The organism is Sinomonas terrae (genome assembly GCF_022539255.1).
In the GTDB taxonomy this organism is placed as follows: Bacteria; Actinomycetota; Actinomycetes; order Actinomycetales; family Micrococcaceae; genus Sinomonas; species Sinomonas terrae.
Map to the genome: position 1 here is coordinate 1,492,815 of NZ_JAKZBV010000001.1, position 12,840 is coordinate 1,505,654.

A 12,840-nucleotide genomic window follows, 5' to 3' on the forward strand; every position below is an offset into this window, starting at 1 on the left:
CATTAGCGCTCTCGCTACCCAGTAGCCGCTCGACTTGAACCGAGGAATCCCGTGCGTCTTTCGTTTCGCCGCGTTGCCCAGCGGCCTCCTTCGCCGACCGTCGCTGCGCGCCGGGTGCTCACGGCATCGCTCGCGGTCGCAGGCACCCTTGCGCTCGCGGCCTGCAGTTCACAGGCAGGCAGTGGCTCCGGGAGCTCACAGTCGGGCACGGGCCAGATCAACGTCGTCGCGTCGACCAACGTCTACGGCGACATCGCCAAGTCGATCGGCGGCGACAAAGTGAACGTCACGTCGATCATCTCGAAGGCCAGTCAGGATCCGCACTCGTACGAGGCGACGACTCAAGATCGTCTCGCGGTCTCCAAAGCAAAGCTCGCCATTGTCAACGGCGGCGGCTACGACGACTTCATGACAAGGCTCACTGGTGACGCAAAGCTCACGGGTGACTCCGTCCTCAACGCCGTCGACGCGTCCGGGCTCCGGACGGGCGCAGACGCGTCGGCAGGTGCTGAGTTCAACGAGCACATCTGGTACAGCCAAGACGCCATGCAGAAGGTGGCTCAGGCGATCGCAGACCGGTTGGGGAAGCTCGATCCTGCTGACGCCCCGACCTTCACCCAACGCGCCGCGCAGTGGGACAGCAAGCTGGGAGGAATCACATCGAAGCTGGCGGCCATCAAGGCGGCGCACTCCGGGGAGGGCGTGGCGGTGACTGAGCCCGTTCCGCTGTACATGCTCGAGGCAGCGGGCCTCGAGAACAAGACTCCAGAGTCGTTCAGCTCGGCGGTCGAGGCTGGCAACGACGTTCCGCCCGCCGCGCTCAAAGAGATGCAGGACCTGCTGTCGAGCCACGGGGTCGCGCTGCTCGCCTTCAACCCTCAGACAGAGAGCCCGCAGACGGAGGCCCTCAAGAAGTTCTCCCAGGACGCGAAGGTCCCGGTCGCGGACTTCCTCGAGACGATGCCGGAGGGAAGCGACTACATCACCTGGATGGCCCAGAACGCGGACGAAATCGCAACAGCGCTCGGGGCCGCCCGCTCGTGAAAGGGCTGGCCTAGACTTGACAATCGTGACGAACGACGGCGGTCAGGCTGGCCCACGCGCGACCGTACCCGGGGAGCGTGAAGAGGCGGCCGCCGTCGTGCTCCGTGGAGCCTCTCTCGCGTTCGGGACGCGCACACTGTGGAGCGGACTTGACCTCGACATCAAGCCCGGCGAGTTTTTCGCCGTCCTCGGCCCGAACGGCAGCGGCAAGACGAGCTTCCTCAAGGTGCTCCTCGGGCTGCTCCCGCTCACGTCCGGCAGCGCGAATGTGGCCGGGCATGCTGCTGGCACGAGGGGCCGAGACGTCGGCTACGTCCCTCAGCAGAAGGGGTTCCCCACTGATGTGCCCCTGCGCGCACGGGACCTCGTGGCTCTCGGAGTCGATGGCCATCAGTGGGGCATCCGAGTGCGGCGCCGGAAGGTCGAGTCGGCTGTGGACGAATTGCTAGGACGGGTGGGCGCGAGCTCCTACGCCAAAGTCCCTGTCGGACAGCTTTCAGGCGGTGAACTGCAGAGGCTTCGCGTTGCCCAGGCGATTGCAGGGAGCCCCAGAGTGCTCCTGTGCGACGAGCCACTCCTCGCACTTGACCTCAACCACCAGCAGGGCGTGAGTGCCCTCATCGATCGGCAGCGGGCCGAGACCGGCGCTGCGGTCGTCTTCGTGACGCATGAGATCAATCCGATCCTCGACTACGTCGACCGCGTCCTCTATCTCGCCGAGGGCCAGTTTCGCGTCGGTTCGCCGGAGGAGGTCATGCGGACCGAGATCCTCTCGGAGCTCTATGGAAGCCGAGTCGAGGTTTCACGCATTCACGGGCGGATCGTCGTCGTCGGCCTCCCGGACGCGACGACCCATCTCCACCACGGACACGCGCTTCCGTCCGAGGATGAGTCGGCCGAGGAGAAGGAGGGGGCCGAGAGATGAGCCTCTCAGACATCTGGAACTCGATCTTCTCGTTCGACAACTATGGTCAGCTCCTTCAACTCGTCCAGGACTCGGTGTGGGCTGGGGCCATCCTCGGCCTGCTCGGCGGACTCGTTGGGACCTTCGTCGTGCGGCGCGACCTCGCGTTCGCCGTCCACGGCGTCTCGGAGCTCTCATTCGCCGGGGCCTCGTTCGCCCTGCTCGCGGGCACCGACGTCGTAGCAGGCTCGCTCGTGGGCTCGGTGCTCGCGGCACTCACCATCGGATTCATGGGGGGCCGTGCGCGGGCGAAGAACTCGATCATCGGCGTTCTGATGCCATTCGGCCTCGGCCTCGGAATCCTCTTCCTCTCCCTCTATCAGGGGCGCTCTGCCAATAAGTTCGGGCTCCTGACAGGTCAGATCGTCGCCGTGGACACCGTCCAGCTCCAAGTGCTGGCGATCGCTGCGATGGTCGTGATCGTCGTGCTCCTGCTCGTGTGGCGGCCCCTCTCGTTCTCGAGCGTCGATCCCGAGATGGCGCGCGCGCGGGGGGTCCCGGTGCGGTTCCTCGGGATCCTGTTCATGTTCCTGCTGGGGGTCAGCGTTGCGCTCTCAATCCAGGTGGTCGGCGCACTTCTGGTTCTCGCCCTGCTCATCACACCTGCGGCCGCCGCGCAGAAGGCGACCTCGTCCCCAGCCCTCGCGGTGTTCCTGAGCGTCGCGTTCGCCGAGATCGCCACTGTCGGCGGCATTCTCCTCTCGCTGGGCGGCCGCATCCCCATCAGCCCCTACATCACAACGCTCTCGTTCCTCATCTATCTTGTGTGCGCGGGACTCGGCCTCTTGAGAGTCAGACGGGGAAACTCCGGAAGGATGGTCGAGGCGGAACGGCGCGAGCATGCGCCCGTGGCAAAATCCGGGGTGTGAAGGCAGGCAGGGCCCGAGGAGCGCCTAGAAGCGCACTTCCGTCCTCAGGCGTCGGCTGCGTCTGCCGTTTCGGCCAGTTCGGCAGCCACGGCGGCAGAGCACTCCGGGCAGAGTCCGAAGATCTCGACTGTGTGTTCGACAGCCGTGTAGCCGTTCTCTGCTGCGATGCGGCTCGCCCAGGCCTCGACTGCCGGCGCCTCGATCTCGACTGCCTTTCCGCAGCGGCGGCACACCAGGTGATGGTGATGGCCGTGGGCCTCGCAACGACGGTAGCGGGCTTCGCCGTCGTCTGCTCGGAGGACATCGAGCAGCCCGTCCTCAGCCATCGACTGGACGATTCGGTAGGTCGTGGCGAGCGAGATCGAAGCGCCTCGATCCTGCAGGATGCGGTGCAGCTCCTGGGTGGAGACGAAGTCTGCGAGCTCGTCGAGGGCACTGCTCACAGCGACCTTCTGCTTCGTGACGCGCTGCTCGCGCCCGCCTGCCGCGCGGGCCCGGCCCGACGCCGTCGTCTCGGCCACAGCACCCTCTCTTCCGCGGGAGGGGAATTCCCGCCCGATTAGTCCTGGGGTGGCAAACGTGCCTCGCCCCCACAGGTATTCCAGCCTAGCAAGCCTGCCTAGACTGGCCGGATGAAGCTCACCAAGTACACCCACGCTTGCGTCCGGTTCGACAAGGATGGGCGCGCTCTCGTGATCGACCCCGGCAGCTTCTCTGAGGTCGAGCAGGCGCTTGAGGGTGCGGAGGCGCTCCTCGTGACCCATGAGCACGCCGACCACCTGGACGTTGACCGCGTCAAGGCAGCGTTCGAGGGGAATGCCTCGCTCTCGGCCTGGGCGCCGGCGAAGGTGGCCGATCAGCTGCGCGAAGCCGCTCCGTCCGCGGCCGATCGCGTGCACACGGCGGAGCCGGGCCAGGAGTTCGAGGCGGCGGGTTTCCGGGTGCAGACATTCGGCAGCCAGCATGCCCTCATCCACCCGCTGGTTCCTGTGGTGGCCAACATCGGGTACGTCATCGACGGGGAGGTGTTCCATCCCGGAGACTCCTTCACCGTTCCGAACGGCCTCGAGGTCGGAACGGTGCTGGTGCCGGTGCACGCTCCGTGGAACAAGATCCAAGAGGTCATCGACTTCATCATCGCCGTGCGTGCGCAGCGTGCCTTCCCCATCCACAACGCGCTCATCAACGAGCTGGGCACGGGCATTGTCGAGGGGCACGCGCAGCGGATCGGCGGACTCTACGGCACGGAGTACCGCCACCTCGAGCCGGGGGAGTCGGTTGAGATCTGAGGGACTGGCTCCCAGATCACTCGTTCGCGGTTAGGGTGAAGACGATGGATATTCAACAGCAGGTCCTCATCAGCGTCGATGAGCTCAAGCGGCGCCTCGACGAGGGAGACCGGACCGTCATGCTCGATGTCCGCTGGTCCCTCGCAGGCCCACCAGGGCGCGACGCGTATGCTGGCGGCCATCTTCCCGGCGCGGTCTTCGTGGACCTCGAACGGGAGCTTGCCGTTCCTGTTGATCCGGGCAGCCCCGAGGAGGCGGCCGGGGGCCGCCATCCTCTGCCGACGCCGGAAGGATTCGAGGCCGCGGCGAGGCGGTGGGGCATCGACGACGGCGATACCGTCGTCGCGTACGACGACTCGGCTGGGCACGCTGCAGCCCGGGCGTGGTGGCTCCTGCGCGACGCGGGATTCGAGAACGTCTTTCTCTTGGACGGTGGTCTCGGCGCGTGGAGCGCCGCTGGCCTCCCGTTGGACGAGGGCATCGAGACGCCGGCGATGCCGGGCACCGTCCACTTGGACAGCCATCGGATGCCCACGATCGACGTCGACGAAGCAGCCTCTTTCAAGGGTGTCCTCCTTGATGCCCGGGCGCCCGAAAGGTACCGCGGCGAAGTCGAGCCGGTCGATCCGCGTGCCGGCCACATCCCTGGCGCCGTCAGCGCGCCGACCTCGCGCAATCTCGCTGAGGACGGAAGGTTCCTGACGCCCGACGAGCTCAGGCGCCGCTATGCCGAGCTCGGAGCCGAGCCAGGCCGGGCCGTCGCGGTCTACTGCGGTTCCGGCGTCACCGCAGCGCACGACGTCGCGGCGCTCGCCATAGCTGGAATCGACGCGGCCCTCTACCCGGGATCGTTCTCGCAGTGGTCACGCGATCCTTCCCGCCCCATCGCGACGGGTCCGCAGCCTGAGATAGCGTCTTGATCATGACTCCAGGACGCCCTGTCATGCCCGGTGCGGACAAGGTGCGGCGCACGCTGACCGACCAAGGGAGCGAGTCGCCGTCGTCCGCTCCCGCTGGGGAAGCGCCTGCGCCCCGCACAGGAAGTGAAGTTGCCGCCTATGGTGCCACCTCCGCTCAGAGTGGCCTTGTGCCGCTCACGATCGAGCGCCGGGCGCTGAAACCGGACGATGTCGAGATCGACATCGAGTTCTGCGGCCTATGCCATTCGGATGTGCACGCGACACGCGGCGAGTGGGGTGAACGTCCTTGGCCGCTCGTTCCGGGACACGAGATCGTCGGGCGTGTGCGTCGGGTCGGTGACGAAGTCCGGTCCTTCTCCGTGGATGACAGGGTCGGGGTTGGCTGCATGGTCGACTCGTGCGGGGAGTGCGAGAACTGCCTCGACGGGGTCGAGCAGTTCTGCGATCGCGGAAACGTCCTCACCTACGGTTCCGCGGACCCACGCAACGGCGGCGAGGCCACCCAAGGCGGCTACGCGCAGCGAATCGTGGTCACTGAGAAGTTCGTGCTCCGCGTTCCCGAGACCCTCGACCCGGCCGCCGCCGCGCCACTGCTCTGCGCCGGCATCACGACTTATTCGCCCCTGCGCTACTTCGGGGTCGAGCCCGGCGAACGGGTCGGCGTCGTCGGGCTCGGAGGCCTGGGGCATCTGGCCGTCAAACTCGCCAAGGCCATGGGGGCGGAGGTCACCGTCTTCACACGCTCTGCTGAGAAGGGCGACGCCGCCCGCGAACTCGGCGCGGATGACGTCGTCGTGACCTCCGATCCGACGGCGCTCGAGGCCGCCCGGCGCACGCTCGACCTGGTCATCGACACGGTCGCCGCTCCCCACGACGTCAACGCCTACCTGCGCACCCTTCGCCTCGACGGCGCCCTCTTCCAGCTCAGTCTCCCGTCGGGGACGATGGCGCCCGTCGATCCGGGGCTGCTCATCCGGCGCCGCCTCTCGTACGCCGGCTCCCTGATCGGCGGGATCGCGGAGACGCAGGAGATGCTGGAATTCTGCGCCGAGCACGGGGTGGCAGCAGACATCGAGCTCGTCGCTGCGGACGAGCTCAACGAGGCTTACGACCGCATGGTCGCAGGCGACGTCAAATACCGGTTCGTCCTCGATGCCACGACGCTGGCGAGCACCGGGGCAGGTTCGGCTCAGGCCGAGGAGGGTGAGGAATGACTACGATTTTCACGAAGATCATCGACGGCGAGATCCCAGGGCGCTTCGTCTGGAAGGACGACGACGTCGTCGCGTTCCTGACGATCGCCCCCCTCGCGGACGGGCACACGCTCGTCGTGCCGCGGGAGGAGGTGGACCGCTGGACAGACGCCTCGCCTGAGCTCCTCAGCAAGGTCATGTCCGTCGCCCAGCAGATCGGGCAGGCGCAGGTCGAGTCCTTTGACGTCGAGCGGGCGGGCATGATCATCGCCGGCTTCGAGGTCCATCACCTCCACGTTCACGTCTGGCCGGCAACCTCCGAGGCCGAGTTCAATTTCCAGCGGGCTCAGCACGATCCGGACCCCGCGGCTATGGACGCAGCGGCGGAGAAGCTGCGGCAGGCCCTCCGCGATCGGGGCCACGGCGAGTTCGTGCCGGAGTCCTAGCGTCCGGCTCGCGCGGGGTCTCTACGCCGGCGCGAGTGCCTCGTTGAGTGCCTGCCGCACGCGCTTCTCGGAGACTTTCCCCGCGGTCCCCAATTCGACGGCGAAGAGGCTCACCCTGAGCTCCTCGATCATCCAGCGCACCCTTTCGAGCTTGGCACGGTTCCGGCCAGTGGGAGCGAGTGCGGCCACTGCGTCGTCGTAGTCATCTTCGAGGGACTGCACGGTCGCCATCGCCACGGCGTCTCGCTGTACGTTGGCCGGCATCTTCTCGAGCCGCCGTTCGATGGCCCGAAGGTAGCGGGGGAGATGCATGAGCTGGGCGTAGCCCGTCCGCGCGACGAAGCCGGGATAGACGAGCTGCTCGAGTTGAGCCTTGACGTCGTTGAGCCCGCTCACGAGGGCCAGGCTCGTGGTCCCCTTGAGCTGCTTTGCGATGCGGTTGGCCGAGGCGAGGATCTCCTCGACGATCGCGGTCACGGCGAAGACCGTATCGATGAGCTCGGCTCGTACGTGGTCGTAGAGCGCGTCGAACGCCGCACGGTCCCAAGGGAGCGCAGCTGGCACGAGCCGATCGATCGCCGCGAGGACGCAGTCTGCGATGAGGTCCGCGACGCTGCCGTGCGGATTCTGGCTGAACGTGAGCTTCTCGCGGTTGTTGAGGTGCTCGAGGACGTACCTGTCGGGCGGCGGCACGCGCAGGGCGAGGAGACGGATGACGCCACCGCGATGGGCCAGGAGCTGGTCATCCTCGCTCTGGAAGACCCGCAGCGCCACGCTCCCACGCGCCTTCGGCTGTCCCTTGGTGCCGCGGCCTTCGTCCATCAGGGCGGGGTAGCCGGTCACGGTATGCCCGGCGACGACGGTACTTGCCGTGCGCGGGATGGTCCCGACACTCCATTCGGTCAGCCCCGTGCGCTCAGCCAGCTGCGAGCGTCCGGAGACGGCCGCGCCGTCCCCGGCCGCCGTCGTCGTCCCTTGCGGTGAGCTGACAGCTTGGCCGGACGACGACGAGGTGCGCCTTCCGTCTTTCGTCTCCGGTCCCTCCTCGCCCCTCTTCGTGCGGCGGGCTGAGCTGGGCGTCGCCCCGAGCGATTCTGCGATGGCCCGCCTGATGGCAGGCGCGAGCTGTTCCTGGAGGGCGACGAGGTCCTTGCCGGATCCGAGCACCTTTCCCCGCGGGTCTACAACGCTGAACGACATCTTGAGGTGGGGAGGGACAACGTCCCAGTTCCACGAACCCGGGGGAATGATCTGGCCCTTGACGCGGCGGAGGGCGAGTTCGAGCGACGGCTCGAGGTCGTCCCGTTGGGGATCGAAGTCCGCGTCGAGGATGGCTACCGCCTGCCGGGCGACGTCTGGCGCCGGGACGAAGTTCTTGCGCACCTGCTTGGGAAGCGACTTGATGAGCGCCGCAACGAGCTCTGCACGCTGCCCTGGGATCTGCCACCGGAACGGTTCGGGGTCGAGCTGATTGAGGAACAGGACCGGCACCTCGGCCGTCACCCCGTCGTTCGGATCGGGTGTCCCACCGGGGGCGAGAGGCTGGAATTCGTAGCTCAGCGGCAGCTCGAACGAACCCTGCCGCCAGACCTTGGGGTAGGCGGCATCGTCGACGTCCTCGGCGCGTTCGCTCAGGAGCAAGGCCCGGTCGAAGTCGAGGAGGTGGGGGTCGTCTTGTTTGGCCTTCTTCCACCACGCGTCGAAATGACGCTCGGAGACCACGGTCGCGGGAAGCCGCTCGTCATAGAAGTCGAAGAGGGTCTCGTCATCCACGCGCAGGCCCCGCCGGCGGACGCGCGTCTCAAGCTCGTCGACCTCTTCGAGCAGCTCACGGTTGCGGCGGAAGAACGCGTGGTGCGTGCGCCAGTCACCCTCGACGAGCGCGTGGCGGATGAACAGCTCGCGGGCGAGCGCAGCGTCGATGCGCCCGTAGTTGACGCGGCGCTGCGGCACGACGGGGACGCCGTAGAGAGTGACCTTCTCGTACGCCATGACCGAGCCCATGCGCTTCGACCAGTGCGGTTCCGAGTACGAGCGCTTGACGAGGTGCGGGGCCACGAGCTCTGCCCATTCGGGATCGATCTTCGCGGCCGTCCGTGCCCAGAGACGGCTCGTCTCGACGAGCTCCGCAGCCATGACATACGCGGGGCTCTTCTTGAACAGCGCCGATCCCGGGAAGATGGCGAAGCGCGTCCCGCGGGCGCCCGCATACTCGCGCTTGCGCTCGTCGAGGAGACCGATGTGGCTCAGGAGACCCGCGAGGAGCGAGATGTGGACCCCATCGTGGTTGCCCACGGGATCCGTCTCCCGGCCCTGCCCCAGACTGATGCCAAGCGGGCGCCCGATCTGGCGGAGCTGCTGGAACAGCTCCTGCCACTCTCGGACCCGCAGATAGTTGATGAACTCTGCCTTGCAGAGGCGCCGGAAGGCCGACGAGGAGAGTTCCCGCTGCTTCTCCTGAAGGTAGTTCCAGAGGTTGAGGTAGGCCGAGAAGTCCGAGTTCTCGTCCCTGAAGCGTGCGTGCTTCTCGTCGGCCTGCTGTCGCTTCTCCGCGGGGCGCTCGCGGGGATCCTGAATCGTGAGCGCAGCCGCAAGCACCATGACCTCCCGGGCGCAGCCGCGCTTCGACGCCTCCACGATCATGCGTCCGAGCCGGGGATCGACCGGGAGCTGAGCGAGTTGGTGTCCGACGGCGGTCAGTCCGCCTGGGCGGCCGTCCTCCTTGCCGCGGGCACGACCGTTGTTGCGCCCCTTGCCGCGCTGCTCCGGTTGCGCTCCCGGCTCCGCCAGGGCGCCGAGCTCGCGGAGGAGCAGGACGCCGTCGTTGATTGCCCGGCTCTCGGGCGGTTCGACGAACGGGAAGGCCTCGACATCCTTCGGGCCGCGAGCGATGCCCATCGCCGTCATCTGGAGGATGACGGCCGCGAGGTTGGTCCTCAAGATCTCCGGATCTGTGAATTCCGGCCTGGAAAGGTAGTCCTCTTCCGAGTAGAGGCGGATGCAGATGCCCTCTGAGACGCGGCCGCAGCGGCCCGCGCGCTGGTTCGCGGAAGCCTGCGAGACCCGTTCGATCGGCAGCCTCTGCACCTTCGTGCGGTGTGAGTAACGAGAGATGCGGGCTGTGCCCGTGTCGATGACGTACTTGATGCCCGGGACGGTGAGCGAGGTCTCGGCTACGTTTGTCGCGAGGACGATGCGCCGCCGTCCGCCGGGCGCGAAGACGCGGTGCTGTTCCGCGAGCGACAGCCGCGCGTAGAGCGGGAGGATTTCGGCGCCGGCGAGACGACGGTTCGACTGGAGGCGAGAGCCGAGGGCATCGGCGGCGTCGCGGATCTCGCGCTCACCCGAAAAGAAGATGAGGATGTCGCCCGGATCTTCGCGCGAGAGTTCTTCGACCGCGTCGCATACCGCGTCGAGGGGGTCCCGATCGTCCTCGAGCGCGTCGTCGGACCGCGCGACGGATGTCTCGTCGTCGTCCGCCGTGCCTTCGGCCGATGCCTCGGCGACGAGCGGGCGGTAGCGGATCTCGACCGGGTAGGTGCGGCCTGAGACCTCGAGCACCGGAGCCGGTTCAGTCGTTCCGCCGGGCAGTTCGCGCGCGAAGTGCCGGGCGAACCTCTCGGGATCGATCGTCGCCGACGTGATGATGACCTTGAGGTCTGGCCGCTGGGGGAGGACGCGCTTGAGGTAGCCGAGGATGAAGTCGATGTTGAGGCTGCGTTCATGCGCCTCGTCGATGATGATCGTCGAGTAGCGCCGGAGGAGGCGGTCCCGCTGGATCTCGGCGAGCAGGATGCCGTCGGTCATGAGCTTGACCTTCGTCTCCGGCCCGACTTCGCCCGTGAATCGGACCTGGAACCCGACCTCCTGGCCGAGCTCCACTCCCAGTTCTTCCGCGATCCGCTCGGCAACCGTGCGGGCCGCGAGGCGCCTCGGCTGGGTGTGGCCGATCAATCCCTTCTCGGCGAGGCCGAGCTCGAGGCACATCTTCGGAATCTGGGTCGTCTTGCCGGAACCAGTCTCGCCCGCGATGATCGTGACCTGATTGGCGGCGATCGCCTCCATGAGCTCGTCGCGCCGTTCTGAGACCGGCAGAGCGCTGGGGTACGTAATCGTCAAGGCCATGGCTGATCCAGTCTAGTTGGCCCCTCCAAATCCCTAGGCCTCTGTTCTGCCGCCCGTTCGAGCGGCGCGAGGCTGATTCACCAGACCGCATCGCCTCGCAGCACGACGTCGCTTCCGCCGTCGACGTAGATGATCTGCCCGCACACGTGCGTGTTCTCCTCGCTGCCGAGCCATGCCAGCAGTCGGGCGACGACGATGGGATCGGCGATGCCGTTGAGGGGCATCGGGACATTCTGTAGTAGGACCTCGCGTCCCTGCTCCGTCGAGATGAGATCCGCTGTCATGGGGGTGGCGATGATGCCGGGAGCGACGGCATTGAGGGGGATCCCAGAACCGGCCCACCGTTGATTCGCAGCCTCACGGCGCACCCATCGCGAGAGGCCGAGTTTGGTGGAGGCGTAGATGAGTGTGCCCGTTGCCCGCGTTGTTCCAGTAGCTCCTTGGTTGCCTTTCCGATGCCGGAGGCGGCGCCGGTGACGACTGATGTGCGTGGCATGGGTCCTCTCATCCTTGTTTTTTACGAGGTGGGTCCTTGTGGGCTCGATCCCCTCATTGGGGTCGCAACGGCCTTGCACTTCTTAGCGTGCCGCCTTGCGCGCCTTCTGTTTAGAGCCGTTGGTCCCGATCAAATACTTGTATTTCCGACAAGCTGAATTTGACATACTCGCGCTATGGGCGAAACGATTACTTGGGGCAGCCCAGACGAATGGGGAATGCGACAGCGTGCATCAACAGGAGCTTTTGAGTGGACTGGATCGCTGAATGAAGCTCGATGTGCAAACATTTCCAAGTCCTATGGCCGAATTCGGTTCCGGCTATATTGGGCCCATGGCTCTGGGAAATCCACCAATCTTGCGGCGAGGTTGCCGCTATGGGATTCGAACACTGTCGCGGCGGCGAGCGAGCGGTTGGTCCAAAATTTCGGGTCGCCGTACTGCCGAGGAAATTGGCGAGGCAATGTGGTTGCGCCGAGTCAGAGTGAGCCACCTCGGGCCCAGCGAGTGAGCCTTGAGGGTCATGACGAGAGGACGTTATGGAGAGAACTCAAGCGAAAGAACTGGCGTCGGCGCTGCGGAAGCGAGGCGTTGAGGAGTCCGCGCTTCCGGCCTTGCTCGCGAAGGCAGACGAGATGTCGGCGGAGCAAGGCGAAAGCTTCCTGCCCCGTCTCTTCGCCGAGCAGGTCCCGCGCTCGAAGCATCAGTCACCCGGGAAGATCCTCGGAAACCTCGCGGCGTATTTCGGCATCCTCGCCCTGGGCGGCCCCCTCGCCATCAGGCTCTTGACGGGTGCTTCCTTCGGCCTCCCTGGCCAACTTGTCTACCTGGGCTGCATCATCGTGATTCTGCTCGCCCTGATCTTCGCTGCCGCCGCTCTCGACCGAAGACTGCCACCGGGATGGGGATCAGAACGCGAATCCCGGAAATCAGAAGGCGGGTCCTGAAAGCCAGACCGCCAACCACGGCAAGAGGAGTGAGCTGCGCCTCGCCGACCGACAAGCCAAAAAGGGCCCCGCCGACCAAGTCGGCGGGGCCCTTTCGTGGTGCCCTCGATAGGATTCGAACCTACGGCCTTCTGCTCCGGAGGCAGACGCTCTATCCCCTGAGCTACGAGGGCCCGTCCGTGGGGACTCATCGAGCTTATCAGGTGCTGACCCCGGCCACGCAAACCGGCGGGAACGCAACCCGCCACGCCGCCAGGGAGCCGCGGAAAGCCCGGCGGTGAGTCTATTCGAGGTAGTTCTCGACGACGTCCGCGGACCGAGGAGCCGCCTCTTTCGGATTCTCGCCGTACTGACGCTTGGCGCGGCGCTGCCGCAGCAGGTCCCAGCACTGGTCGAGCTGTGCTTCGACCGAGGTCAGCCGCTGGTGCTCCTCGTCCTCGGAGATCTTGCCGTCTCCGAGAGCCGAGCGCAGGCTGTGCTCTTCGTCGATGAGCTCCTTGATGCGGTTCTGGATGTCCTGGTCCATGCTCACTCCTTCCAGAAGGGGTA

Annotated in this window: 12 protein-coding genes and 1 tRNA gene; 8 read left to right on the forward strand and 5 right to left on the reverse strand. The window is 66.4% G+C overall.

All coding sequences use genetic code 11. From position 1 onward, the window contains the following. Positions 1-51 precede the first annotated feature (51 nt). From L0M17_RS06915 to L0M17_RS06925, 3 genes are all read left to right on the forward strand, one after another. Entirely contained in the window at positions 52-1,044 is a 993-nt protein-coding gene (locus L0M17_RS06915; protein ID WP_241053144.1) for a metal ABC transporter solute-binding protein, Zn/Mn family, read from the forward strand. Positions 1,045-1,141: 97 nt separating this feature from the next. Further along, entirely contained in the window at positions 1,142-1,969 is an 828-nt protein-coding gene (locus tag L0M17_RS06920; protein WP_241056341.1) for a metal ABC transporter ATP-binding protein, read from the forward strand. Continuing rightward, entirely contained in the window at positions 1,966-2,877 is a 912-nt protein-coding gene (locus L0M17_RS06925; protein ID WP_241053145.1) for a metal ABC transporter permease, read from the forward strand. The genes L0M17_RS06920 and L0M17_RS06925 overlap by 4 nt, the downstream gene beginning before the upstream one ends. Before the next feature lie 44 nt (positions 2,878-2,921). Here L0M17_RS06925 and L0M17_RS06930 read toward each other — a convergent pair whose 3' ends face one another. Next, the gene (locus tag L0M17_RS06930; RefSeq protein WP_241053147.1) at positions 2,922-3,398 is read right to left on the reverse strand and encodes a Fur family transcriptional regulator; all 477 of its coding nucleotides are present in this window, start codon (positions 3,396-3,398) and stop codon (positions 2,922-2,924) included. Positions 3,399-3,509: 111 nt separating this feature from the next. Between L0M17_RS06930 and L0M17_RS06935 the strand changes: the two genes are divergently transcribed. The 4 genes from L0M17_RS06935 to L0M17_RS06950 are packed head-to-tail and all read left to right on the forward strand — an operon-like array spanning position 3,510 to position 6,725. Beyond that, positions 3,510-4,166: an MBL fold metallo-hydrolase gene (locus L0M17_RS06935; RefSeq protein WP_241053150.1), complete on the forward strand. Its 657-nt coding sequence runs from the start codon at positions 3,510-3,512 to the stop codon at positions 4,164-4,166. Between the two features lie 44 nt (positions 4,167-4,210). Continuing rightward, on the forward strand, positions 4,211-5,086 hold the full coding sequence (locus L0M17_RS06940; protein ID WP_241053152.1) for a sulfurtransferase: 876 nt from the start codon (positions 4,211-4,213) through the stop codon (positions 5,084-5,086). A 2-nt stretch (positions 5,087-5,088) separates the two neighbouring features. Next, the gene (locus L0M17_RS06945; RefSeq protein WP_241053154.1) at positions 5,089-6,300 is read left to right on the forward strand and encodes an NAD(P)-dependent alcohol dehydrogenase; all 1,212 of its coding nucleotides are present in this window, start codon (positions 5,089-5,091) and stop codon (positions 6,298-6,300) included. Then, positions 6,297-6,725 (forward strand): HIT family protein, encoded by a 429-nt coding sequence (locus L0M17_RS06950; RefSeq protein ID WP_241053155.1) that lies wholly within the window; start codon positions 6,297-6,299, stop codon positions 6,723-6,725. Before L0M17_RS06945 ends, L0M17_RS06950 begins: the two co-directional genes overlap by 4 nt. A 21-nt stretch (positions 6,726-6,746) precedes the next feature. Here L0M17_RS06950 and hrpA read toward each other — a convergent pair whose 3' ends face one another. Together hrpA and L0M17_RS22675 are read right to left on the reverse strand one after the other, a co-directional pair. After that, positions 6,747-10,850, reverse strand: coding sequence for an ATP-dependent RNA helicase HrpA (gene hrpA / locus L0M17_RS06955; protein ID WP_241053156.1), 4,104 nt, complete (start codon positions 10,848-10,850; stop codon positions 6,747-6,749). A 77-nt stretch (positions 10,851-10,927) separates the two neighbouring features. Next, positions 10,928-11,425 (reverse strand): SDR family oxidoreductase, encoded by a 498-nt coding sequence (locus tag L0M17_RS22675; protein WP_308196829.1) that lies wholly within the window; start codon positions 11,423-11,425, stop codon positions 10,928-10,930. A 458-nt stretch (positions 11,426-11,883) separates the two neighbouring features. Between L0M17_RS22675 and L0M17_RS06965 the strand changes: the two genes are divergently transcribed. After that, entirely contained in the window at positions 11,884-12,291 is a 408-nt protein-coding gene (locus tag L0M17_RS06965) for a hypothetical protein (protein WP_241053158.1), read from the forward strand. Between the two features lie 97 nt (positions 12,292-12,388). Here the strand turns inward: L0M17_RS06965 and L0M17_RS06970 are convergent. Then, positions 12,389-12,464 (reverse strand) — tRNA-Arg (locus L0M17_RS06970). Positions 12,465-12,574: 110 nt separating this feature from the next. Beyond that, positions 12,575-12,817 carry a DUF2630 family protein gene (locus tag L0M17_RS06975; RefSeq protein ID WP_241053159.1) on the reverse strand — a complete coding sequence of 81 codons (243 nt, stop codon included), beginning with the start codon at positions 12,815-12,817 and terminating at the stop codon, positions 12,575-12,577. Between the last annotated feature and the right edge of the window lie 23 nt (positions 12,818-12,840).